At 75.9% G+C, this 22,457-nt stretch carries 20 protein-coding genes; 8 read left to right on the plus strand and 12 right to left on the minus strand.

Going from position 1 to position 22,457, the window contains the following annotated elements:
• Positions 1-53 precede the first annotated feature (53 nt).
• Positions 54-1,286 (minus strand): cytochrome P450, encoded by a 1,233-nt coding sequence (locus ABD823_RS16070; protein WP_344860283.1) that lies wholly within the window; start codon positions 1,284-1,286, stop codon positions 54-56.
• A 94-nt stretch (positions 1,287-1,380) separates the two neighbouring features.
• Between ABD823_RS16070 and ABD823_RS16075 the strand changes: the two genes are divergently transcribed.
• Positions 1,381-2,895, plus strand: coding sequence for an FG-GAP-like repeat-containing protein (locus ABD823_RS16075; protein ID WP_344860284.1), 1,515 nt, complete (start codon positions 1,381-1,383; stop codon positions 2,893-2,895).
• Positions 2,896-2,971: 76 nt separating this feature from the next.
• Here ABD823_RS16075 and ABD823_RS16080 read toward each other — a convergent pair whose 3' ends face one another.
• The 3 genes from ABD823_RS16080 to ABD823_RS16090 all read right to left on the minus strand — a co-directional run bounded on the left by ABD823_RS16080 (position 2,972) and on the right by ABD823_RS16090 (position 6,122).
• Positions 2,972-3,511, minus strand: coding sequence for a hypothetical protein (locus ABD823_RS16080; protein WP_344860285.1), 540 nt, complete (start codon positions 3,509-3,511; stop codon positions 2,972-2,974).
• Between the two features lie 41 nt (positions 3,512-3,552).
• Positions 3,553-5,133: an alkaline phosphatase D family protein gene (locus tag ABD823_RS16085; protein ID WP_344860286.1), complete on the minus strand. Its 1,581-nt coding sequence runs from the start codon at positions 5,131-5,133 to the stop codon at positions 3,553-3,555.
• A 155-nt stretch (positions 5,134-5,288) separates the two neighbouring features.
• Complete coding sequence (locus tag ABD823_RS16090; protein WP_344860288.1) at positions 5,289-6,122, minus strand: hypothetical protein; 834 nt, start codon at positions 6,120-6,122, stop codon at positions 5,289-5,291.
• Positions 6,123-6,324: 202 nt separating this feature from the next.
• On the opposite strand from ABD823_RS16090, the gene arfB reads away from it, so the two are divergent.
• The 5 genes from arfB to ABD823_RS16115 all read left to right on the plus strand — a co-directional run bounded on the left by arfB (position 6,325) and on the right by ABD823_RS16115 (position 9,398).
• Positions 6,325-6,744, plus strand: coding sequence for an alternative ribosome rescue aminoacyl-tRNA hydrolase ArfB (gene arfB, locus ABD823_RS16095; protein WP_344860289.1), 420 nt, complete (start codon positions 6,325-6,327; stop codon positions 6,742-6,744).
• Between the two features lie 188 nt (positions 6,745-6,932).
• Positions 6,933-7,961 carry a sensor histidine kinase gene (locus ABD823_RS16100; RefSeq protein ID WP_344860291.1) on the plus strand — a complete coding sequence of 343 codons (1,029 nt, stop codon included), beginning with the start codon at positions 6,933-6,935 and terminating at the stop codon, positions 7,959-7,961.
• Positions 7,910-8,221, plus strand: coding sequence for a sensor histidine kinase (locus tag ABD823_RS16105; protein WP_344860292.1), 312 nt, complete (start codon positions 7,910-7,912; stop codon positions 8,219-8,221). The genes ABD823_RS16100 and ABD823_RS16105 overlap by 52 nt, the downstream gene beginning before the upstream one ends.
• 1 nt (position 8,222) lies before the next feature.
• Positions 8,223-8,888: a response regulator transcription factor gene (locus tag ABD823_RS16110; protein ID WP_344860294.1), complete on the plus strand. Its 666-nt coding sequence runs from the start codon at positions 8,223-8,225 to the stop codon at positions 8,886-8,888.
• Positions 8,889-8,951: 63 nt separating this feature from the next.
• The gene (locus tag ABD823_RS16115; protein ID WP_344860295.1) at positions 8,952-9,398 is read left to right on the plus strand and encodes an NUDIX hydrolase; all 447 of its coding nucleotides are present in this window, start codon (positions 8,952-8,954) and stop codon (positions 9,396-9,398) included.
• 27 nt (positions 9,399-9,425) lie between these two features.
• Here the strand turns inward: ABD823_RS16115 and ABD823_RS16120 are convergent, their stop codons facing one another.
• From ABD823_RS16120 to ABD823_RS16140, 5 genes are all read right to left on the minus strand, one after another.
• Complete coding sequence (locus ABD823_RS16120) at positions 9,426-10,784, minus strand: sensor histidine kinase (RefSeq protein WP_344860296.1); 1,359 nt, start codon at positions 10,782-10,784, stop codon at positions 9,426-9,428.
• Positions 10,785-10,848: 64 nt separating this feature from the next.
• Entirely contained in the window at positions 10,849-12,597 is a 1,749-nt protein-coding gene (locus tag ABD823_RS16125) for a SpoIIE family protein phosphatase (RefSeq protein ID WP_344860298.1), read from the minus strand.
• Positions 12,598-12,924: 327 nt separating this feature from the next.
• Positions 12,925-14,160, minus strand: coding sequence for a GAF domain-containing sensor histidine kinase (locus ABD823_RS16130; protein WP_344860300.1), 1,236 nt, complete (start codon positions 14,158-14,160; stop codon positions 12,925-12,927).
• Between the two features lie 281 nt (positions 14,161-14,441).
• Positions 14,442-15,227: an HAD-IIA family hydrolase gene (locus tag ABD823_RS16135; RefSeq protein WP_344860302.1), complete on the minus strand. Its 786-nt coding sequence runs from the start codon at positions 15,225-15,227 to the stop codon at positions 14,442-14,444.
• 124 nt (positions 15,228-15,351) lie between these two features.
• Entirely contained in the window at positions 15,352-16,251 is a 900-nt protein-coding gene (locus ABD823_RS16140; RefSeq protein WP_344860304.1) for a TIGR03619 family F420-dependent LLM class oxidoreductase, read from the minus strand.
• Between the two features lie 149 nt (positions 16,252-16,400).
• Between ABD823_RS16140 and ABD823_RS16145 the strand changes: the two genes are divergently transcribed.
• Together ABD823_RS16145 and ABD823_RS16150 are read left to right on the plus strand one after the other, a co-directional pair.
• Complete coding sequence (locus tag ABD823_RS16145) at positions 16,401-17,420, plus strand: aminoglycoside phosphotransferase family protein (protein ID WP_344860306.1); 1,020 nt, start codon at positions 16,401-16,403, stop codon at positions 17,418-17,420.
• A 46-nt stretch (positions 17,421-17,466) separates the two neighbouring features.
• Positions 17,467-17,751 (plus strand): TFIIB-type zinc ribbon-containing protein, encoded by a 285-nt coding sequence (locus ABD823_RS16150; protein ID WP_344860308.1) that lies wholly within the window; start codon positions 17,467-17,469, stop codon positions 17,749-17,751.
• 78 nt (positions 17,752-17,829) lie between these two features.
• Here the strand turns inward: ABD823_RS16150 and ABD823_RS16155 are convergent, their stop codons facing one another.
• The 3 genes from ABD823_RS16155 to ABD823_RS16165 all read right to left on the minus strand — a co-directional run bounded on the left by ABD823_RS16155 (position 17,830) and on the right by ABD823_RS16165 (position 22,270).
• Positions 17,830-18,834 (minus strand): hypothetical protein, encoded by a 1,005-nt coding sequence (locus ABD823_RS16155; protein ID WP_344860310.1) that lies wholly within the window; start codon positions 18,832-18,834, stop codon positions 17,830-17,832.
• Between the two features lie 33 nt (positions 18,835-18,867).
• Positions 18,868-20,520 (minus strand): ABC-F family ATP-binding cassette domain-containing protein, encoded by a 1,653-nt coding sequence (locus tag ABD823_RS16160; RefSeq protein WP_344860312.1) that lies wholly within the window; start codon positions 20,518-20,520, stop codon positions 18,868-18,870.
• Between the two features lie 283 nt (positions 20,521-20,803).
• The gene (locus ABD823_RS16165) at positions 20,804-22,270 is read right to left on the minus strand and encodes a bifunctional phosphatase PAP2/diacylglycerol kinase family protein (RefSeq protein WP_344860314.1); all 1,467 of its coding nucleotides are present in this window, start codon (positions 22,268-22,270) and stop codon (positions 20,804-20,806) included.
• Positions 22,271-22,457 lie beyond the last annotated feature (187 nt).

A 22,457-nucleotide genomic window follows, 5' to 3' on the forward strand; every position in this document is an offset into this window, starting at 1 on the left:
GGGAGACCGGACCGGCCAGGCGGGTGGCGTCCCCGCGCGTTCAGTCCGCGCGTTCAGAAGGTGAACTTCTGGCTCCGCACGCTGTTGTCGAAGTTGGACAGCAGCAGCTCCGGCTCGCCCACCGTCTGGATGCCCGGCAGGCGGGTGAACAGCTCGCGGAACATCGTCCGGATCTCCTGGCGGGCGAGGTTGGCGCCGAGGCAGAAGTGCGGGCCCGGGCCGCCGAAGCCGACGTGCCCCTTGGCGTCGCGGGTGATGTCGAACCGGTCGGGGTCGGGGAAGACCGTCTCGTCCCGGTTGGCCGAGCCGTAGAAGAGCACGACCTTGTCGCCCGGCTTCAGGTGCAGGCCGCGCAGGTCGTAGTCCTCGGTGACGGTGCGGCGGAACTGCATGATGGGCGAGACGTAGCGGACCATCTCCTCGATCGCGCCGCCGATGCGCCCCTCGAAGTCCTCGCAGAGCAGCCGCCGCTGCTCGGGGTTGTCGGTGAGCAGCTTGATGCCGTGCGCCATGGTGTTGCGGGCGGTCTCGTTGCCGGCGACGAGCAGCAGCGCGAAGAACGAGCCGAGCTCGCGGTCGGTCAGCTTCTCCCCGTCCACGTTGGCGGTGACGAGCGCCGAGACCAGGTCGCCGCGGGGCTCCTTCGCCCGCTGCCGGCCCAGGTCGATCACCATGCGCTGCAGCGCCAGCAGGGCGAGCATGTTGCTCGCGGCCATCTGCACGGTCCGGCCGAGGCTGGGCCGGACCCCGGTGTAGGCGGTGGAGACGTCCACGTGCCGGTGGACCCGCTCGCGCAGCTCGTCCGGGACGCCCATCATGTCGCAGATGACGTGGATGGGCAGCCGGGCGGCCACCTGCGTGACGAAGTCGCCCCCGGGGCCCGCCGCCACCACGTCGTCGACGATCCGGGCGCATGCCCTGTCGATGTCGCCCTGGAGGTTGGAGAGCATCTTCGGGCTGAACGCGCGCGAGACGATCCGGCGCAGCCGGGCGTGCCGCGGGTCGTCCATGTTGACCATGGACTCGCCGAACACGTGCTTCACCCAGCCCGGGGGCTCGGGGCTGCTGGCCGCGGGCTCGCTGGAGAAGACCTTGGGGTTGCGGCTGGCCTCCACCACGTCGGCGTGGCGCACCAGGGCGTAGAACCCCTTGCCGGAACGGAGCAGCGGCACCCGCTTCTCGGTGAAGAACACCGGCCGGTCCAGCTCCCTCAGCCTCGCGAACGCCTCGTGCCGCTCCTTGAGAGGACGGCGCCAGAACTCCAGATCAGCCAGGTCGATGTCCATCTGCTCATAGTGGCACGCGCTCTACCGGTACCGGCCGCATATCGTTCACGTGGCGGTCGGGCCGCCGTGTGAATCGGTGGAGAACATCCCGGTTATGAGAGCAATGCTCCTTACCGCCACCGCCACCGCCACCGCCGTGCTGGCCGCCGCTCCCCCGCTCCCCGCCGCCGGCCCCACCACCCCGTTCTCCGCCACCCCGTTCTCCGCCACCCCGGCGGCTCCCGGCGCCGCGCGCCCCGCCGCCCCGGTGCCCGGTACACCGCTGTCCGCCGGCCGGGCGTGCTCCGGCGCCCCCTCCGACTTCGACGGCGACGGCCGCGCCGACCTCGCGGTCGCCGCGCCGTACGCGGCGGTGGGCGGGCACGCGCGGGCGGGCTCGGTCACGGTCCTGTACGGCCTGCGCACCGAGCGGCTGCTCACCCGGGACGAGCCGGGCGTGCCCGGGGAAGCCGGCACCGCGGACGCGTTCGGGTCGGCGCTGGCGGTCGGCGACTTCGACGGCGACCGCCGCGCCGACCTGGCCGTGGGCGTGTCGGAGGAGGGCCGGCCGCGGCCGGGCGCCGACGGGCGCGGGGCGGTGCAGCTCTTCCACGGCTCGCCCACGGGCCTGCGCCCCGGCGAGGTGATCGACGCCGGGGACGCGGGGCGGCGGCGCGGGCCCGACCGGTTCGGTGCCGCGCTGGCCGCCGGGGACCTGGACGGGGACGGCGACGACGAACTGGCGATCGGCGTCCCGGGGCTGGGCGGGGGCGGGGTCGCGGTGTACGGGCTCGCCGGCCGCGCGCCGTACATCCTCACGCAGCGCAGCGGCTGGGTGCGGCAGGAGGAGAAGGCGACCGACCAGTTCGGGGCGGTGCTCGCGACCGGCGACTTCGACGGCGACGGCCGGGCCGAGATCGCCGTCGGCGCGCCCGGCGACACGGTCACCCGCAAGGGGCAGGGCTCGGTGACCGTCCTGGACGTACGGCGGCGCCGGGCGCTGCGGCTCACCCAGGACAGCCCGGGGGTCACCGGGCGCGCCGAGGCCTGGGACGGTTTCGGCGCCGCGCTGGCGACCGGCGACTTCAACGCCGACGGCCGGGCCGACCTGGCGGTCGGGGTTCCGGGCGAGGGGCTGACGGCGAACCAGCGGGCGATGGAGTACGGGGACGGGACCGTGGTGGCCGTCTACGGTTCGCGCTCCGGACTGCGGGGCGGGGTCTCGGAGGCGTGGTCGCAGCGGGGGCTGAAGGGGGCGCCGCGCTACTCCGACCGGTTCGGCGCCGCGCTGGCCGCCGGGGACCTCAACGGGGACGGCGACGACGAACTGGCGATCGGCGTCCCGGGCGAGGGCGCCGTCCAGGTGCTCGCGGGGACCCGGTCAGGCGGCCTGACCAAGCGCAACGACCTGCTCGTCACCGGGAAGGGGGGCGACTTCGGCGCGGCGCTGGCCGTCCTGCCCGGGCGGCGCCTGGTGGTGGCCGCGCCGGGCGCGGGCAGGCTCGTGCTGCTGCGCGGGAGCGGGCGCACGGGCCCGTATCCGGGCGTGCGCCCGGGTACGGCGCGGACCCTGGCCACCGCGGCCGGGCGCTCGCTGTTCGGTTACGCGCTCACCGGGCGCTCCGGGTGAGCGCCCTCCCGGGTGGGCGCCCTCCGGATGGGCGCGCCCCGCGCGGCGCGTGCACCCCGCGCGGCGCGGGACGGCGTCACAGGATCCGGGTGCCCTTGATCTTCTTGAAGCGGATGGTGTCGAACAGCTTCCCGCGGTCGGTGCGGCGGTCCGCGGTGTAGGCGATCCCGAACCTCGGGGCGTACGTGCCGCGCGCGGAGCGCTTCAGCGAGACGCGGAGCGTCACGGAGGTGGTGTCGCCGTTGTCGAGGGAGGCGACCCAGCAGCTCAGGTCGCGGCCCTTGACCTTGCAGCTGACGCTGCGCGGCTTGGCGACCACCTTGATCCGGTGCGTGCCCGCGGGGAAGCGCCCGCCGAGCAGGCCGTAGGCCTGGCCGTCGTAGCCGCCCTTGTTGGCGACCCTGACCTTGTAGGTGATGGTGCCGCCCCGGCGGGCGTACTTGTCGAAGTAGACCACGGCGGTGAACTTCGGCTTGGCGGCCGCGGCGGTGGCCGGGGCCGCCGGGAGCATCGGGGCCGCCGGGGTGGCGGCCGCGGCGGGACTCTGCGTGAGGAGGGCACCGCCCAGCACGGCGGCGAGAGCCGCGGCGCCGAGCCTCGCGAGGGGGTGACTCATACGCCGCATTCTCCACCAGATCCCCCGAATTTTCCGGTGGGTCAGCGGGGATCGAGCGTCCTCTCCCCCGCCGGAACGGTGAAGCGGGCGCCGCTGCGCGCGGGCGCGCCGCGGCGGCTGATGTACTCCAGGACCCGGAAGTCCGCCTGGAGCTCCTCCCCGGTCAGCCGGCAGACGATGTAGCCGCGCCGCTGGTCCAGATAGGAGATGTGCGGGTTCTCCGCGACCAGCTCCGCGACCCGGTTCTCGTCGCGGTAGCCGTCGCCGTCGCTGGAGACCGAGGAGGTGACCAGCTCCACCGCGACCCGTTCCGCGTCCGGGTCGTCGAAGTCGAGCGTGAGGTCGGCCGCGTGGTGCATGTGCGCGTCGCCGGTCAGCACGACCGGGTTGGCCGCGCCGGAGTCCCGCAGGCCGGTCAGCAGGCGGGTGCGCTCGGCGGCGTAGCCGTCCCAGGAGTCCAGGTTGACCTCGCTGCCGGGACCGGTCCTGTGGTCGCGCTGCGCCATCAGGATCTGCTGGCCGATCATGTTCCAGCGGGCCGTCGAGGCGGCCAGCCCGTCGAGCAGCCAGCGCCGCTGGCCGGCGCCGAGCAGGGTGCGCTCCGGTGCGAGGCGGTCGTCGCAGCCCGCGCGGAGCCCGTCCTCGCACGCCTGGTCGTCGCGGAACTGCCGGGTGTCGAGCAGGTGGAAGCGGGCCAGCGGCCCCCAGTCCACCCGCCGGTGCACCCGCATCGACGCGCCGCCGGGCACGCTCGCGCGCCGCAGCGGCATGTTCTCGTAGTAGGCGGTGAAGGCGTCGGCCCGGCGCCGCGCGAACGCCGGAGCGCCGGTGCTGGAGACGCCGGCGGCCCAGTTGTTCTCGACCTCGTGGTCGTCGAAGGCGACCAGCCAGGGCGCGGCCGCGTGCGCGGCCTGCAGGTCGGGGTCGCTCTTGTACTGCGCGTGCCGCAGCCGGTAGTCGGCCAGGGTCTCGCACGTGCCGGGCGTGTGCCGCCGCACGGCGCCGGCCAGCGCGGTGTAGCCCTGCGGGCCGTACTCGTACATGTAGTCGCCCAGGTGGACGACGAGCTCGGGCTCGGCCTCGGCGAGCCTGCGGTAGGCCGTGTAGTAGCCGTGCTCGTAGTGCGCGCAGGCGGCGACGGCGAAGGTGAGCGCGGCCGCCGGGGAGGCCGCGGAGGGCGCGGTCCGGGTACGGCCGGCCTCCGACAGGTGGCGGCCGGTGCGGAAGCGGTAGAAGTACTCCCGGCCGGGCTCCAGGCCCTCGATCTCGACGTGCACGCTGTGCGCCCGCTCCCACCGCGCGGTCGCGGTGCCGGAGCGCACGATCCGGGTGAACCGCTCGTCGGCCGCGACCTGCCAGCGCACGTCCACGTCCCGGCGCGGCATGCCGCCGCGGCCGTCGGGGGCCAGCGGGTCGGGGGCGAGGCGGGTCCACAGCACGAACCCGTCGTGCGACGGGTCCCCGGAGGCGACCCCCAGCGTGAACGGGTCGGCGACCGGGGAACGCGCCGGGGCGGCGGGGGACGCCTGGGCGACGGCACCGCCGGCTCCGGTGAGCAACAGGCCGCCGGCGCCTGCGGCCGCGGCGGACAGGAACGTTCTGCGTGACGGCTTCTGCTCCACGCCCCCAGTGCAACCGGCTCACCTGACCCCGCCGTGGCCTGCGCGTCAAGGCGGGGTGAACAGCCGCCGCACGGCTGCCCCCGCTCCGCCGGGCCGGCCCGCCCGGCACGCCGCGTCCCGGCCGGTCCGGGCGGGAGCCGCCCCCGCGCGCGGGCTCAGGCCAGGTACGGCCTCAGCTGCTCGCCCAGGGCGGGGCAGCCGAGGTACTTCTCCACGGTGTGGAAGTCGAGCCAGTCGAGGTCCACCAGGCACTCGTGGTCGATCCCGGTGAAGCAGGACCGCAGGGCCGGCGGGATGGCCGCGACGTCGTGCCGGTCGGCGATGTTGACCCACCGCCGCACCCCCGGCGGCCGGGTGCCCCTGCCGTTCACCGGGGCGGGCAGCAGGCGCTCGAAGACCACGTTCCGCATGCCGAGGGGGCTGCCGAGGGTGACCAGCAGCTCCACCTCCAGGTCCTGGTGGGCCCAGAGCGTCTCGTAGGCCACCACGCTGCCGAGGGAGTGCGCGACGACCACCCGGGGGCGGTGGCGCCGGATCACCTCGGCCACGGCCTCCCGCGCACCGGCGCGGGCCTCGCCCCCGGCGGCGAGGTAGGCCGCCACCTCGGGGGCGAAGAGCGCGGCGAACCGGGCGGTCTGCTCCGGCATGCGCTCCAGCAGCCAGCCGGCCGCCCGGTGCAGCGCGCCGGTCAGCCCCTCCCCCACCGCGTCGAGCTGGACGGCCCAGGCGACGAAGACCTCCTGCGTCCCGGCGTCCATGCGCTGCACCGCGCGGGCCTCGTCGTCCTTGTGCTCGCCGAGCAGGTGCGCGTAGTAGGCGATCTCGGTGATGTAGCGCTCCCCGGCGTGCGGCGCGCCGCCGGACAGGCCGCGGTGCAGGTAGCGGTCCCACTTGGCGCGCATCGCGGCCTGCGCCCCGGCCACCGAGTTGCCCGCCTCGCGGTAGTACCGGTACTTCCCTATCCCGTGCACGCCCACGATCGCACCCATGCGCCCCCGCCCTCCATCTGATGACATGTACGGCATGCCTTACGGAACGTCACTGTGGCGGAAGGCGGCGGGCGCCACAAGCCCGCCGTACGGGCATCGAGCCGGTGGAACACCTCAGACCGGGCATAAACCGGTTGATGGGCGGGTAGGCGCCCCGGTTACCCTGGGCACGCATCCCCCGCCTTCGAAGGAGTCGTCCGCCATGCCCGGCCCACTGCGGATCAGCGGCTCGCTCTCCATCCCGGAGACCGAGCTCAGCTGGCGTTTCTCCCGTTCCTCGGGGCCCGGCGGCCAGGGGGTCAACACCACCGACAGCCGTGCCGAGCTCAGCTTCGACCTGGCCGCCACCGAGGCGCTCCCCCCGCCGCTGAAGGCCCGCGCGCTGGAGCGGCTGGCCCCCCGGCTGACCGGCGGCGTCCTGACCATCGCCGCCTCGGAGTTCCGCTCCCAGCTGCGCAACCGCGAGGCGGCCGAGACGCGCCTGGCGCAGCTCCTGCGCGAGGCGGTCGCGCCGCCCCAGAAGAGGCGCCGCCCCACCAAGCCGAGCAGGGGCGCCGTCGAGCGCCGCATCGCCGCCAAGAAGCACCGCTCCGACCTCAAGCGGCTCCGCCGGGAGATCTGAGCGCGGGATCCGGGAGGGCGTCCGGCGCGCTCCCACCGGACCGTCCGGGTGCGCCCGGCCCCTCCAGCGGGTCCCGGCTGCTCCGGGGGCGCACCCCGGCAGCCGGTGGACGTGCGCCCCCGTCTCCCCCGGGACGCCCCCGCACGGCGGCCGCTCGCCGCCGCCGCGGGTCTGCGAGGATCGCGGTGATGATCACCGATCTCCTGCTCGCCGTACTGACGGCCGTCGGCACGGTCACCGGGATCGCCGCCGCGGGCGCGCCCGTCACCTGGGGCGGATCGCTTCCGCTCGCGGTCGTGCTCGGCGGGGCGCTGCTCGCCCGGCGCCGCCACCCGGTCCCGGTGCTGCTGCTGTCGGCGGCCGTGCTGGCCGCCTGGCGCACCGCGGACCTGTTCGAGGGCGGCTGGGTCTGGCCGGTGACGTTCGCCCTGTTCACCGCGGCGGTCTCCGGCAGGACCCGGTGGGCGGCGGGCACCGGCGCCTTCCTGCTGCTGTACGGCACCGCCTGGGAGTGGACCGCCGCCGGCGCAAACGCCGCACGGGTCCTCGCCCCCCTCGGCGCGGAGACCCTCTGGACCGCCCTGGTGCTGGCCCTCGCCGCCGCCTACCGCAACACCCTGCGCTGGCGCGCCGAGCACGCCGCGCGCCTGCGCGAGCTGGAGGAGACGCGCGAGCTCGACGCCCGCCGCAGGCTCGCCGAGCAGCGCCTGGAGATCGCCCGCGAGCTGCACGACATCGTGGCGCACACGCTCGCCGTGGTCGGCGTGCACCTCAACGTGGCCGCCGACGCGCTCGACGAGTCGCCGCAGGAGGCGCGCGAGGCGCTGCGGACCGCCATGGACGTGCGGAACCGGGCCATGGGCGATCTGCGCTCCCTCGTCGGGATCCTCCGGGAGGACCCCGGCGGGCGGGGACAGCCGGGCGGTGGACCGGACGGTGGACCGGGCGGTGGGCCGGGCGGTGGGCCGGGCGGGCCGGACGCCGGCCGGGCCCCGCACCCCCTCGCCTCCCGGTCGGGACCGGCCGCCCTCGCGCCCCAGCCCGACCTGGCCGCCCTCGCTGATCTCGTGGAGCGGGCGCGCGCGGCCGGGCTGGAGGTCGTCCTGGACGAGCGGGGCGACCGGGACGCCGTCCCGGCCGCCCCGCCGTGGCCGTCCACCGCATCGTGCAGGAGGCGCTCACCAACACGCTCAAGCACGCGCGCGCCACGGCCGTGACCGTACGCCTGCGGTACGCGCCGCAGGCGGTCACCGTCACCGTCACCGACGACGGGCGTGCCGCATCCGCCGCCCCCGGCCCGGCCGCCTCCCCCGCCGGTCCCACCCCCCTCGCCGGTCCCGCCTCCTCCGGCCCGGGCGCGGGGCACGGCATCACCGGGATGCGCGAGCGCGTCGCCGCGCTCGGCGGCTCGCTCACCGCCGGCCCCACCGGGGAGGGCTTCACCGTGCACGCCGTGATCCCTGTGGCAGGCTCCTGACATGACGATCACGGTTCTGCTCGCCGACGACCAGGCCCTCGTCCGAGCCGGATTCCGCAGCCTGCTCGGCCGCTCGCGCGACATCACCGTCGTGGGCGAGGCCGCCACCGGCGACGAGGCGGTACGGCTGGCCCGCCGGACGCGGCCCGACGTGACCCTCATGGACATCCGCATGCCGGGCGCGGACGGCATCACCGCCACCCGGCGGATCACCGGGGAGCTGCCCGGCTGCCGGGTCGTCATCCTCACCACCTTCGACACCGACGAGCACGTCTTCGCGGCGCTGCGCGCCGGGGCCAGCGGCTTCCTCACCAAGGAGGTCGAGCCCGGCGAACTGCGCCGCGCGGTCGCGCTGGTCGCCGCCGGAGAGGCGCTGCTCTCCCCCGGCGTCACCCGCCGCGTCATCGAGCGCTTCGCCCACCGGCCGCCCGTCCCGGCCGCCGCGGACGGCGGCGGGCGGCTGGCGGTGCTGACCGAACGCGAGCGGGAGATCGTGCGGCTCGTCGCCGAGGGCCTGTCCAACGACGAGATCGCCGCCCGGCTCGTGATCAGCCCGCTCACCGCCAAGACCCACGTCTCCCGGGCCATCACCAAGCCGGACGTGCGCGACCGCGCGCAACTGGTGATCCTCGCCTACGAGAGCGGCCTGGTCGTCCCCGGCGCCTGACGTCCCGGCGCCTCCCCGCCCCCGCGTGCGCGCCCGCCGCCGCGCGGATGCGAGAATCCGAGGATGCCGCCCGTACCCAGCGTCCGCGCCGTCCTCCTCGACGGCGACCGGATCGTGCTGTTCCGGCGCACCGTGCCCGGCAGGGAGACGTACTGGAGCGCCCCCGGCGGCCACGTCGAGCCCGAGGACGGCTCGCTGGAGGACACCCTCCACCGCGAGCTGATGGAGGAGCTCGGGGCCACCGTCTCGGCCGTCACCCCGCTCACCACGCTGCGCTGCCCCCGCGCCGGGGGCGTCAAGCTCCAGCACGTGTACGGCTGCCGCCTGGTCTCCATGGACCCCGCCCTGCGCTGCGGCCCGGAGTTCACCGAGCCCGGCCGCGGCGTCTACGAGGTGGTGCGGCTCCCCCTCGACCCCGCCGGGATCACCGCCCTCAACCTCGTCCCCGCGGAGCTGCGCGCCTATCTCGCCGGGACCGTCACCCGGCTGCCCGACCTGATCAGCGGCTGAGCGGCCCCGCCCGCCGGACCGGGCCGCTCAGCCCGGGGGCCGGGCCGGCCCGCTCCGGGACGCCCCCGAGGGCGGGACGGGCAGCGTGATGCGCACGGTGGTGCCCTTGCCCAGCTCGCTGTCGATGCGGATGCTGCCCCCGTGCAACTGGATGATCTTGTCGACGACGGGCAGGCCCATCCCGGTCCCGCCGATCCCGCGCTCCTCCGCCTGCGGGGTCCGGTAGAAGTCCTCGAAGACCCGCTCCACGTCGCCCGGCGGGATGCCGATCCCGGTGTCGCGGATCCAGATGCGGCGCGCGGGGTCGGCGGTCACGCGGACCTCGATCGTGCCGCCCTTCGGGGTGAACTTCAGCGCGTTGTTCAGCAGATGGCCCAGGGCGTGCTGGAGCCGCCGGGGGTCGGCCCAGGCCGTCACCGGCTCCGGGGCGTGCAGCCGCAGCGTGTGCCTCCTGCGCTCCGCCTCGGGGGCGGCGTCGTCGACCGCGCGGCGGACGAGCGCGACCAGGTCGACCAGCTCGGGGGTGAAGACGGCGGTACGGGCGTTCAGGCTGGCCACCAGGAGCAGCTCGTCGATCAGGCCCAGGATGTGGTTGCTGTTGCGCTCGATCACCCGCAGGAAGCGCTGCTGGGTGGCGGGGTCCAGCCCGCCCTCCCTGAGCAGCTGCAGGTAGCCGCGGATCGAGGTCAGCGGGGTGCGCAGCTCGTGGTTGACGGTGCTCAGGAAATGGTCCTTCAGCTCCTGGACCTCCTGCAGGCCGTGGATGATCCGGTCGGACCGGCAGGCGTAGCGGTACATCTCCAGCAGCGCGGTGGCGCTGCCGGCCAGGCTGCGCAGGGTCTCGCGCTGCTCGTCGGACAGCTCCCGCGGCCGGTGGTCCATCACGCAGACCACGCCCAGGGGATGGCCCCGGGCGCCGATCATCGGCACGCCCGCGTAGAAACGCACCCCCGGCTCCCCGGCCACGGCCGGGTCGGCGCGGAAGCGCTCGTCGGCCGAGGCGTCCGGGACCTCCAGCAGCCCGCGCTGCTCCAGGGTGCAGGGGACGAACGACAGCGCCTCCTCGTCCAGGGCGCCCGCTCCGGCGCCGGCCCGGCCGGTGAGCCGCCTGTCGCCGGTCCCCACCAGGCCGACCAGCGCGATCGGGGCCAGGCAGGCCCGCGCCGCCGACGCGGCGACGGCCGACAGGTCCGGCTCCACGAGGACGCCGCCCGCCCCCCGCTCCTGCGGCTCCACGGAGGCGCCGCCCGGTCCCTGCTCCTGCGCCCGCGCGCGGGTGCCGCCCAGCTCCTCCTGGCGGCCCGGCTCCCGGGGCCGGTCCGTCCCGGCCAGGGGGTCCCTCGCCCGTTCCCCTCCGGCCGAGGGGTCCCGCGGCCCCGCCGTCACGGGCCCGCTCCGCGCGCGGCCGCCGGCCGCGGGCCGGTGCGGGCGGTCCCGCCGTACCGGGCGGTCATGCGTCCTCACCGATGTCGGGCACCCGCAGGGCGATCAGGGCGAGGTCGTCGGCGCCGCCGCGGGGCACCCGCTCCAGGAGCCGGTCGCAGAACTCCTCCAGGGGGTGCCGGGCCAGAGCGGCGGCGTGGCGGCGCAGCCGCTCCATGGCCGCCCCCAGGTCGTCCCCCGGCGCGTGGACGAGGCCGTTGGTGTAGAACAGCACGGTGCTGTGCGCCGGGAGCGGCTCGACGGCGTCGTGGCGGTCGCCGATGTCGTGCCACTCCACCCCGAGCATCAGGTTCTGCCCCGCCTCCAGGTGGCGGGCGTCGCCGTCCTCGGTGACCAGCAGGGGCGGCGGGTTGCCGGCGCTCGCCCAGTGCAGCTGCCAGGGCCCCTCCTGCGGCCCCTCGATCCGGGCCATGGCCACGGTGGCCAGGGCGGGGTCGCCCACGGCGAGCACGGCGTGCTCCAGCCGGTCGAGGATCAGGCTGGGCGGCTCCACCCGGTCCCAGGCCACGGAGCGCAGCATGTTGCGCAGCTGGGCCATCCGGGCGGCGGCCCGCAGGTCGTGGCCGAGCACGTCCCCGACGACCATCGCGGTCACGCCGTCGGCCAGCACCAGCGCGTCGTACCAGTCGCCGCCGGCCTCCGAACCCTCCGGGGCGGGCCGGTAGCGGGCCGCCAGGCGGAGCCGGCCCGGCTGCGGGAGCGGGGAGAGCAGGTGCCGCTGCATGGTCTCGGCGACCTCGCGCTGCCGTACGGTCAGGCGGGCGCCGTCCACCGCCAGGCCGGTGCGCCGCCCGATGTCGTCGAGCAGGGCCAGCTCGGCGGCGTCGAAGGGCCGCGACGGGTCGGTGCGCGCCACGGTGAGGGCGCCGAGCACCCGGCGGGCGGTGCGCAGCGGCGTGATGATCACCGAGGTGGCGCCGAAGACGGAGAACAGCTCGCGCTGCGCCTGCGCCAGCGGCGCGTCCGCGGGGGCCGCGATGTCGTCGGGGCCGAGCAGCAGGGCCTCTCCGCCGCGCAGGGCCCGGGCCAGCGGCGCGCCGGAGCCCTCGCTGACCGGCGGGAGCGGTCCCTCCCAGACGGGGTCGCCCGAGTAGCCCTCGGGAGGGACCACCACGGCCCGGCGGACCTCCTGCGGGCCGGTGCACAGGTCCACCACCGCCCACTCGGCCAGCCGCGGCACGAGCAGCCGGCCCAGCCGCCGCAGCGCCTCGTCCACCTCCGGGATCTGGGCCAGCACGGCGCCGGCCTCGCTCGCCACCGCCAGCCGCTCGGTGAGCCGCTCCAGCGCGGCCAGCCGGTCGGACCGGCGGCCGGCGGCGGCCCGCTGCGCGGAGGCGTCGGCGAAGAGCACCGCCGCGGCGCGGACGCGCCCGTTCCGCCGGATCGGCGAGGCCGTCCAGGAGACCGGGAGCAGGTCCCCGTCGCCGCGCAGGAAGGCGGCGCACTCGCCGCAGGCGGGGCGGCCGCGTTCGAGCACCCCCCACAGCCCGCAGGCGGAGCGGGGGATGATCCCGCCCTCGGCGTCCCGGTGGAGCAGGTCGTGGGCGTCGGCGCCCAGCATCGTCTCCGCCGGCCGGCCCAGCAGCTCGGCGGCGCGGGGGTTGACCGCGCTGATGCGCCCGGCGCCGTCGGTGAGGTAGAGGCCCGTGCCCAGGTCGGCGAACATCGCCTGCAGCAGCGCGCCGTCGGGCGGCGTCTCGGCGGACGGCGTGCCGCGGCCCCCGGTCTCGTCCGCGGTACCGGCCCTGTCGGTCATCGCCGCTGCGCCCCTCTGCGTGTCGCCGTGAGCGGGACAGCCCCGCCCTCCGCGGCCGGGGCGGTGCGGCCCCGTGGTCGCCGCGGCCCCGGTGCTCCGCCCGGTCCGCCGTCCGGCCCCGCCGCCGTCGCGGAACTCACGGCCATCATCACCGGCGGCCGGGTGCCTCTCACCCGGGCGGGGCGGATTTGAGGCAGTCCGCAGCCGCGCCTGACCGGATCGTGACCCGCCGCCCGGCGGCGGGCGGCCCGTCCCCGCACCGGGCCGGGCGGTCGGACCCCGGACACGGGACCCGTGGACCGCTCAGGGCGGGAATGATCGGTACGGTCAGCGTCCCGGTCCCCCGGCCGGTTCCGGGCCGGGGACGGTCAGCCGGACCCGGGTTCCCTCACCCGGACGGCTGTCGATGTGCACGCCGCCGCCGTGCATGCGGACGATCTTGTCCACGATGGGCAGGCCCACGCCGGTGCCGCCGATGCCCTGGTCCTCGACGCTGCGGGCCCGGTAGAAGTCGGTGAAGACGCGCCGCAGGTCGCCGGCGTCGATGCCGATGCCGTCGTCGCGCACCTCCACCGCCGGGGCGGGATCGGTGGTGACGGTGACGTCGATGCTCCCGCCGGACGGGGTGAACTTGACCGCGTTGTCGAGGACCTGCCACAGCGCGTGCCGCAACCGGCCGGCGTCGGCGTGGACCGGTGCGCGGGCGGGGGCGTGCAGGGTGAGGGTCTGACCGGCGGCGCGGGCTGCCTCGGCGATGTCGTCGACCGCGGTGCGGGCGATGGCCACCAGGTCCTCGCCGGCCGGGGTGAAGGCCGCGGTCCGGGCGTTGAGGCTGGCCAGCAGCAGCAGCTCGTCCAGCAGGATGCGCAGCCGGTGGCTGTTGCGGGCGATGACCTGCATGAACCGCCGTTCGGTGGCGGGCGGCAGGTCGCCGTCCTCCATCAGCTGCAGATAGGTGGTGATGGAGGTCAGCGGGGTGCGCAGCTCGTGGTTGACGGTGCGCAGGAAGGCGTTCTTCAGCTCCTCGGCCTCGCGCAGGCGGGCGATGACCTCCTCGGACCGGTGGTGGTGGTGGCGCAGCTCCAGCAGGCCGGTGGCGCAGGAGGCCAGGGTGGCCATCGCCCGGTGGCCGGCGGCGTCCCAGCGGCGCGGCCGGTGGTCGAAGACGCACACCACCCCGACCGGCACGTCATGGCTGGTGATCATCGGCGCGCCCAGGTAGGAGCGCACGTACGGCTCTCCGGCCACCACCGGGTCCTCGCGGAAGCGCGGCTCGGCCAGGGCGTCGGCCACCTCCACCACCCGGCGGGCCTCAAGGGTGTGCGGGCAGAACTCCACCCGCCGGCTCATGTGGGCGGCGGTGGTGCCGACGTGGCCCTTGAAATACTGCCGGTCGGCGCCGATCAGGTTGACCAGCGCGATGGGCGCCCGGCAGATGTGCGCGGCCAGCTCGGCGATCGCCTGGAAGATCGGTTCGACCAGGACGTCCAGGGCGTCGAGGTCGTCGAGTTCGCGCAGCCGCGCGTCCTCGCCGTGGTCGTGGTCTGCGGATCGTGCCGCCATCGCCGGTCACCGGCTTCCCGCGGGGGTCGGCGGACCGGGTGCGGCCCGCCCCACCGGTCGTGGCCGCCTTCCCCGCCGGGCCAGGACCGCGGTACCGGACGGCCGCCGGCGTCGGGTGGCGCCGCGGCAGCCCAGCAATCTCCCACACTATGCCGCCGGACCGGCATCCCGCCTCTTGTTCCGGCCGTGATACGGCAATGACCGGCATTGCCCGGGCGTCCGGTGGAGGGCGGCGGGCGGCCGGGACGGCACCCCGGCCGCCGAGCGGCCGGGAGCCTCCCTCAGCCGATCGCGTCGATGAGGTCGGCGATCGAGTCCACCACCTGGGACGGGCGGAACGGGTAGCGGTCGATCCGGTCCCGGGTCATCACGCCGGTGAGCACCAGGATCGTGTGGAGCCCGGCCTCCATGCCGGAGACGATGTCGGTGTCCATCCGGTCGCCGATCATCGCGGTGCTCTCGCTGTGCCCCTCGATGGCCCGCAGCGCGCTGCGCATCATCATCGGGTTCGGCTTGCCCACGAAGTACGGCTCGACGCCCGTCGCCTTGGTGATCATCGCCGCGACCGCGCCGCAGGCGGGCAGGGAGCCCTCGGTGGAGGGGCCGATCGGGTCGGGGTTGGTGGCGATGAACCGGGCGCCGCCCTCGATGAGCCGGATCGCCCGGGTGATCTGGGTGAAGCTGTAGGTGCGGGTCTCGCCGAGGACCACGTAGTCGGGGGCGAGGTCGGTCAGCACGTAGCCGATCCCGTGCAGGGCGGTGGTCAGCCCGGCCTCGCCGACCACGTAGGCCGAGCCGCCGGGCCGCTGGTCGGCGAGGAACTGCGCGGTGGCCAGCGCCGAGGTCCAGATCGACTCCTCCGGCACCTCCAGGCCCACCGCGCGCAGCCGTACGGCGAGGTCGCGCGGGGTGTAGATGGAGTTGTTGGTGAGCACCATGAACCGCCTGCCCGTCTCGCGCAGGCGGCGGATGAACTCGTCGGCGCCCGGCACCGGGTGGCCCTCGTGGACCAGGACCCCGTCCATGTCCGTCAGCCAGCACTCGATCGGCTTGCGCGTGTCCGCCATGACCTTGGAGACCCCCCGTTTCCCGACGTGCGCGGAGCAGTGTGTGGAGCCTTTCGCGGAGACGACCAGGATGACAGGTGCGGGCGGGAGGGCGGGGTGCGGGGTGCCCGCCGTGCTCCGTCCGTCAGGGCGCCAGGGCCTCCAGCGCGGCCTCCGCCCGGCGCATCGACTCGTCCGGATCGGCGTCGGGCGAGCCGATCTCCGGATCGAAGTTGAGGTCGTGGAAGACGTCGGTGACGCCCTGCTCCGCCAGCGCCGCCACGTCCCGGCGGATCTCCTCGAACGACCCGGTCAGCGGTCCGCGGTCCGCCGCGCCCGCGGGCCGGACCCGCGTGACGCCCCGGGCGACGAAGCGCAGCGCCTGCGGGTCCCGCCCGGCGTCGCGGGCGGCCTGCCGGACGACGGCGATCTTCTCTCCGATGCGGGACAGGTCCTCCCTGCTGGCGCTGACCCAGCCGTCCGCCAGCCGCCCCGCGCGCCGCAGCGCCACCTCGGCGCCGCCGCCCAGCAGGATCGGCGGGACCGGGTCCGGCCGAGGGTCCTGGTGCACCGGCGGGAGCCGGTAGAAGGCGCCCTCGTGCGCCACGGTCTCCTCCGACCAGAGCCTCCGCAGCAGCCGGACGTACTCCTCGCCGCGCCGGCCCCGGTGCTCGAACGGCACCCCGGAGGCGGTGAACTCCTCCGGCAGCCAGCCCAGCCCGAGCCCGGCGTCCAGCCGGCCGCCGGAGACCGCCTGCAGGCTCGCCAGTTGCTTGGCCAGCAGCGCCGGCGAGAAGAACGGCATGTTCAGCACCGCCACGCCCAGCCGGACGCGGGTGGTCGCCCCCGCCAGGTAGGCGAGCGTGACCACGGGGTCGTGCACGCTGCGGTAGACCGGGCCCATCGGGTGCCCCCGCGGGTACAGCAGCCGCTGGAAGGTCCACACCTCGTGGTAGCCGAGCTCCTCGGCCCGCCGGGCGACGCGGACCATGTTGGCCGGTGTCGCCCACGATCCCGACACCGGCACCGCGAAACCGATCCTCATGGAGGCTCACCCTACGCGCCGGGGCGGCGGCGCGGCGGGCGGCGTCCCGGGGCGCGGGCGGACGGTGGTTCACTGTGGACGGTGGCCCGTGTCCCGGGCGGGCGGGGCTCCCGGGCGGGCGGTGTTCCAGGCAGGCGGGAGGCGGTCAGGTGGGAGACGGTGACGGGCTGGTCGGCGCCCTGGAGCGGATCGCCGCGCGGTACGGCGACGCGCCGCCCGCGGTGCTGCCCACCCGCCCGGACGTGACGATCGTGCGGGCCGGGTCCGTGGTGGTCAAGGCGCACGTGCCCGAGGTCGGGCGGGAGGCGCTGGCGGCGCGGATGCGGGCGGTGGCCGACCCCGCGCTCCGCGGGATCCTGCTCGAACCGGTGACCGGGGAGGTCATGGCCGCCGGAGACCGGCTGGTCACCGTCTGGCCGGCCGGGGAGCCGGTGGACCCCGACGACCCGGACGCGGCGCCCTGGGAGGAGGGGGCGCGCCTGCTGGCCCGGCTGCACGCCGTACCGGCGGGGTCGCTCCCGGCGCTGCCGCCCGCGGGCGGGCCCGCGCGGGTCGGCAGGACGGTCGCCCGGCTGGACGGCGGCTCGGCGGCCGAGCGGGCCGTGCTCCGCGCCTTCGCGTGCCTGCCCGGCCTCCCGCCCCCGCCTGCGGCCTCCGCCGGCGCGGACGTCTCCCCCCGGCAGCACCCGTCGCGCGCGGACTCCTCCCCGCCCGGGCCCTCCGGCGTGCCGGCCTCCGCGGGGCCCGGCGGGGACCGCCCGCCCGGGCCCTGCTCGCTGGCGCACGGGGACTGGCACCTGGGGCAGATGGTCCGCCGCGGCGGTGCGTGGATCCTCATCGACGCCGACGACCTGGGCGTCGGCGACCCGGCGTGGGACCTGGCCCGGCCCGCCGCCTGGTTCGCGGCCGGGCTGCTGGACCCGGCGGTCTGGCACCGCTTCCTGTCGGCCTACCGCGCCGCGGGCGGGTGCGCGGTGGGGACCGCCGGCGACCCGTGGGAGCGGCTGGACCTGCCGGCGCAGGCGCTGACCGTGCAGCTGGCGGCCGCGGCGGTGGCGGCGGCGAAGCGGGAGGGGCGGGCGCTGGACGAGGTCGAGCAGGTGCTGGTCGACTCCTGCCAGAGGATTGTCCGGTTCCGGAGCGCCTGCCATAGTGTGGCAACGCAGTAGGTTGTCGGTAACGACGGCCCGATGCCCAAGCAAGGAGACCGACCACATGCAGTGTCCGAAGTGTCGGGGCAACATGCGCACGTATGAGCGCAATGGTGTCCACATCGACCAGTGCGACGGTTGTCGCGGGATCTTCCTGGACTACGGCGAGCTCGAGACGCTGACCCGCATGGAGAGCCAGTGGGCCCAGCAGCACTCCGCCCCGCCGCCGCCGCCCCCGCCGCCGCCCGCCCACGGCGCGCCCGGCTGGGGAGCCCCCGCCCCGCACTACGGCGGCCACTACGGCCACCACCACCGCCGCAGCTGGGTCGGCATGCTCTTCTCCACCTGATCGGTCCCCGACCGTCCCAGGGGGGGACGACGAGACCGCGGTCCCGCACGGGATCGCGGTCTTCGCGTCCGCGGCGCCTCAGCCCGGGAACTTGTCCGGATCGACCGGCTTGGAGCGGACGGTGCCGTTCTTGACCGCGTGCAGGGTGAGCGTCCAGTTGTTCCAGCGGACGTAGCCGCCGGAGTAGGTGGTCTTGAACCGCACGCTCTTGCCGAACTCGGTGAACCCGCACGAGCGGCTGAAGGCCCGGGCGCCGGAGTCCCAGTCGGTGCCCGTGGTGTAGAAGATCTTGTAGGAGCCGTCGCGCACGCCGGGGACGGTGGCCCTGGACTTCTTGCGCACGTAGAAGGTGACGGCCTTCCTCTTGCCGCGCATCACGACGACGACGGCGTCGCGCGTGCCGCCGTTGTGCACCTTCAGCGAGCCCCGCCCGGTGCGGCTCTCGGACTGGATGATCCTCCCGTTGGGCAGGCGGCGCGTCTTCTGCTTGGCGGCCTTCACCGGCACGACGTCGGCCGGATAGCCGGCCAGGCCCGCGGCGGCCTCCTTCATGTCCGCCAGGTCTCCGGCGCGGTCCAGCCTGGTCAGCACGGCCGGTCCGGTGCACGCCTCCTGGGCCCGCACGTCCTGGCGGGCGCCGTCGAAGGCGGCGCCGAACATGCGCAGCGCGTCGAGGTAGGTCGCGTGCTGGAGCGCCACCTCCGGCGGGGGCGTCAGCGTCTCCAGCCGGGCCACGGCGTCGCGCACCGCGGTCGCGGTCCGGCCGATGCGCTTGTCGAGGCCCTTGAAGCCGCCGGTGCGGGACAGCTTCCGCAGCTCGTCCCGGACCGGGCCGCGCGCCTTGTTCAGCTCGGCCCGGTACGCCTCGGCCGTCAGGGCCGCCGGGGACGGCGTGGTGCCCGCCGCGCCGCCGGACGGGGAGCCGGCGGACCGCCCGCCCACGGCGCCCACCGCGCCGGTCGCGGCGGCCCCGCCGCCGACGGGCCGGTCACCGCCGGAGCTGCAGGCGGCCAGGGTGAGGGCGGCGGCCGTGGCGAGCGCGGCGCCGGACAGCAGGCGTGGGGCGGCCGGGGGAGTCCTCATCCGCCCCACTATCGCCCGATTGATCAGCTCACGTCAAACCTCCTCCTCGGCCACCGGCCCGGCCTGGTCCGACAGCGCGCCCGACCGGTCCAGGGTCAGCCGGCGGGTGATGCCGACCGACGCCAGGAACGGCAGGTCGTGGCTGGCCACGACCAGCGCCCCCCGGTAGGCCTCCAGCGCCTGCGCGAGCTGCCGGACGCTGGCCATGTCCAGGTTGTTGGTGGGCTCGTCCAGCAGCAGGAGCCGCGGCGGCGGCTCCGCGGAGAGCAGCGCCGCGAGCACGGCGCGGAACCGCTCGCCGCCGGAGAGGGTCCCGGCGGGCCGGTCGGCCCGCGAGCCGCGCAGCAGGAACCGGGCCAGCCGGGCCCGGATCGCGTTGGCCGTCGCCGAGGGCGCGAACCGCCGGACGTTCTCCACCACGCTGAGCGCGTCGTCCAGCACGTCCAGCCGCTGCGGCAGGTACCGCACGCCGGCCACGCCCAGTGCGACGGAGCCCTCCGCGGGCTCCAGCTCGCCGACGAGCGTGCGCAGGAGCGTGGTCTTGCCCGACCCGTTGGGGCCGAGCAGCGCGATGCGCTCCGGGCCCCGCACGACCAGCTCCTCCACCGCGGTCCCGCTCACGGTCCGCAGGCCGGTGGCGGTCAGCACGGTCTTGCCCGCCGGCACGGCCGTCTCCGGCAGCTCGACGCGGATCACCGGGTCGTCCCGGACCGCCGCGGCGGCCTCGCCGAGCCGCTCGCGCGCCTCGGCGAGCCTGCCGGCGTGCAGGTTGCGGTGCTTGCCGGCGGCGACCTGCGCCTGGCGCTTGCGCTCGTTCATGATGATCTTCGGTTCGCGCTTCTGCTCGTTCATCTTGTTGCCGTAGCGCACCCGGCGGGCCAGCTTCACCTGGGCCTCCTCCCACTCGCGCTGCTGCCGCCGCACGTCGGCCTCGGCCACGCGGACCATGCGCTCGGCCGCCTCCTGCTCGGTGGCGAGCGCCTCCTCGTAGGCCGTCAGGTTCCCGCCGTACATGCGGATCGCGCCGCCGCCGAGGTCGGCCACGGTGTCCACCAGCTCCAGCAGGACCCGGTCGTGGCTGACCACCACGAGCACGCCGCCGTACGACTCCACCGCCGCGTACAGCCGGCGGCGGGCGTCCAGGTCGAGGTTGTTGGTCGGCTCGTCCAGCAGCAGCACCTCCGGGCGGCGCAGCAGCAGGGCGGCCAGGGCGGTCAGCACGGTCTCGCCGCCGGACAGCGTCGCCACCGGGCGGTCGAGACCGAGGCCGTCCAGGCCGAGCCGGTCGAGCTCGGCCCGGGCGCGCTCCTCGACGTCCCAGTCGTCGCCGATCACGGCGAAGTGCTCCGCCAGCTCGTGCTCGGCGACCTCACCCCGCTCCAGGGCCAGCAGGGCCCTGCGCCTGGCCGTGATGCCGAGCAGGTCGGAGACGCTGCGGCCGGCGTCCAGCAGGAGGTTCTGCGGCAGGTAACCGACCTCGCCGGTGACGCTGACCGACCCGGACGCCGGGACGAGCTCCCCGGCGACGAGCTTGAGCAGGGTGGACTTGCCCGAGCCGTTGACGCCGATCAATCCGGTACGGCCGGCGGGGAAGGCGGCGTCGAGCCCGTCGAGCACGACCGTGCCGTCCGGCCAGGCGAACGAGAGGCGGTCGCAGACGATGGAGGATGGCGTGGGGGATGACATGGGCGGCTCCCGGTGAGGTGTCGTGGTCTTCTTCGCTGACACGGGAGACACCGCGGGCGCGCACGCCCCGCAAGGGGGAACCCAGGAGGGAAGCCGCCGCCGGAGACGGGGAGCGTTCCGCTGAGGTCGAAGCGCGCCGGGCCGTGAGACGGCTCTCGCAGGCGCGGTGTCCGAACCTCAGAACTCCACCGGACTCCCCAAGGGACGACGACAGGACGCCGATGACTCTATGTCGCCGATCCGGTCGCGTCAACGCTTTTTCCCCTCCGCCCGCCGGGGCGGTTCACTCGGCGGGACGGAAGACCAGCAGCGAGCGGGGGCGCTTGGTGAACTCCACCTCGCCGGAGACGGTGAACACCTCCCCGTCGCACGCCAGCCGCAGCCGGCCGCCGGAGGGTGCGGAGACCCTCAGGGTGTCGGCCTGCCACTGCCGGTAGTGCCGGGAGAGCTTGAACCGCCCGGTCAGGACGCTGAGGAAGACCCGGGCCCGAGGCAGCCGGTCGGCCGCGGCCAGGATCCGGATGTCCAGCAGGCCGTCCTCCAGCCGCTCGCGCCGGGTGGGCGCGGCGCCGCGCACCTCGTAGCGGCAGTTGCCCACGAACACCAGCCAGACGCGGCGCGGCACGCCGTCCACGACCAGGTCGACGGGGCGCGCGTCCCGCCCGAGCACCTCGGCCATCGCCCACAGCAGCGCGGGCCACTTGCCGATCCGGCCCCGCCGCCGCTCCCGGCCGGCCAGCACCTCCGGGTAGACGCCCAGGCTCGCGGAGTCGACGAACGTCCGCCCGGCGGCCTCGCCCACGTCGACGCTCACCAGGTCGCCGGAGCGGTAGGCGGCGACGGCCTCGTCCGCGGTCAGCACGCCCAGCGCGCGGGCGAAGTCGCCGGGCGGGCCGGAGGGCACGACCAGCAGCGGGGTGGCGGTCTGCGCCACCTGCCCGGCGGCCCTGCTCACCAGCGCGTCGCCTCCTGCCACGGCGAGCACCTTGGCCTGCGAGGCGGCCCGGCGCACCACCTCGCCGAGGTCGTCGCCGGGGCCCGGCTCGCGGATCTCCGCCCGGGGCAGCGCGGCGCGCAGCACGTCCGCCGCCCTCGCCCCCGCCTGGGCGGCGCCCGTGCCGGCCCCCTCGTCGACCACGGCGACCAGGCCCTCGCCCTGCGGGTCGAGCCGGACGGGAGGGGCGGTGACGGCGGCCCGGGCCCGGCCCGCCTCGGCGGCCTCCGGCCACAGGCGCAGGGTGAGCGCCCCGGCCGCCACGCCGACCGCCACCCCGGCCAGCACGTCACCGGGGTAGTGCACACCGGTGTAGACGCGGGAGAAGCACACCCCCGCGGCGAGCAGCCCCACGGGTACGGCGACGGCCCGGGGCGCCTCCACCGCCACGGCTGCGGCGAACGCGGCGGCCGAGGCGGAGTGGCCGGAGGGGAACGACGCCGACAGCGGCATCCTGACCAGCCGTGCGAGCGGGAGCCCCTCGGCGGACGGCCGCCTCCGCCGGAACGCCTGCTTGCCCACGAGGTTCACCAGAGGGCTGGCCAGGCTGACCGCGAGCAGCCCGCGGGTCGCCGCCCGGCGCAGCGGCCGCCGCCCGCTGACCGCGAGGGCGCCGGCGATCCCGGCCCACAGCAGGGAGTTGTCCGCCGCGCGCGACAGGGCGGGCACCACACGCTCGAAGCCGGGCAGCCGCGCGCCGGCCACGGCGGCGAACAGCCGCCGGTCCATCCTGCTCAGCCGCTCCGCCCACCGCATCCGCCCACACCCTTTCCGACGACGAGCAACCGGACAGGTACGTGATCCTGCCGACCATCCCCATATCCTCCGCGCGTCCCTTTCATTCGCCGGACGATCCGGGGGACGATCCGCGGCGGAAGGGGGTTCACGGCGCCGTCCCCGCGCGGAGTCCGCAGGCCCCGCGGGCGGACGGCGTTTGTCCTTC

The sequence above is a fragment of the Planomonospora alba genome, assembly GCF_039534085.1.
Taxonomy (GTDB): domain Bacteria; phylum Actinomycetota; class Actinomycetes; order Streptosporangiales; family Streptosporangiaceae; genus Planomonospora_B; species Planomonospora_B alba.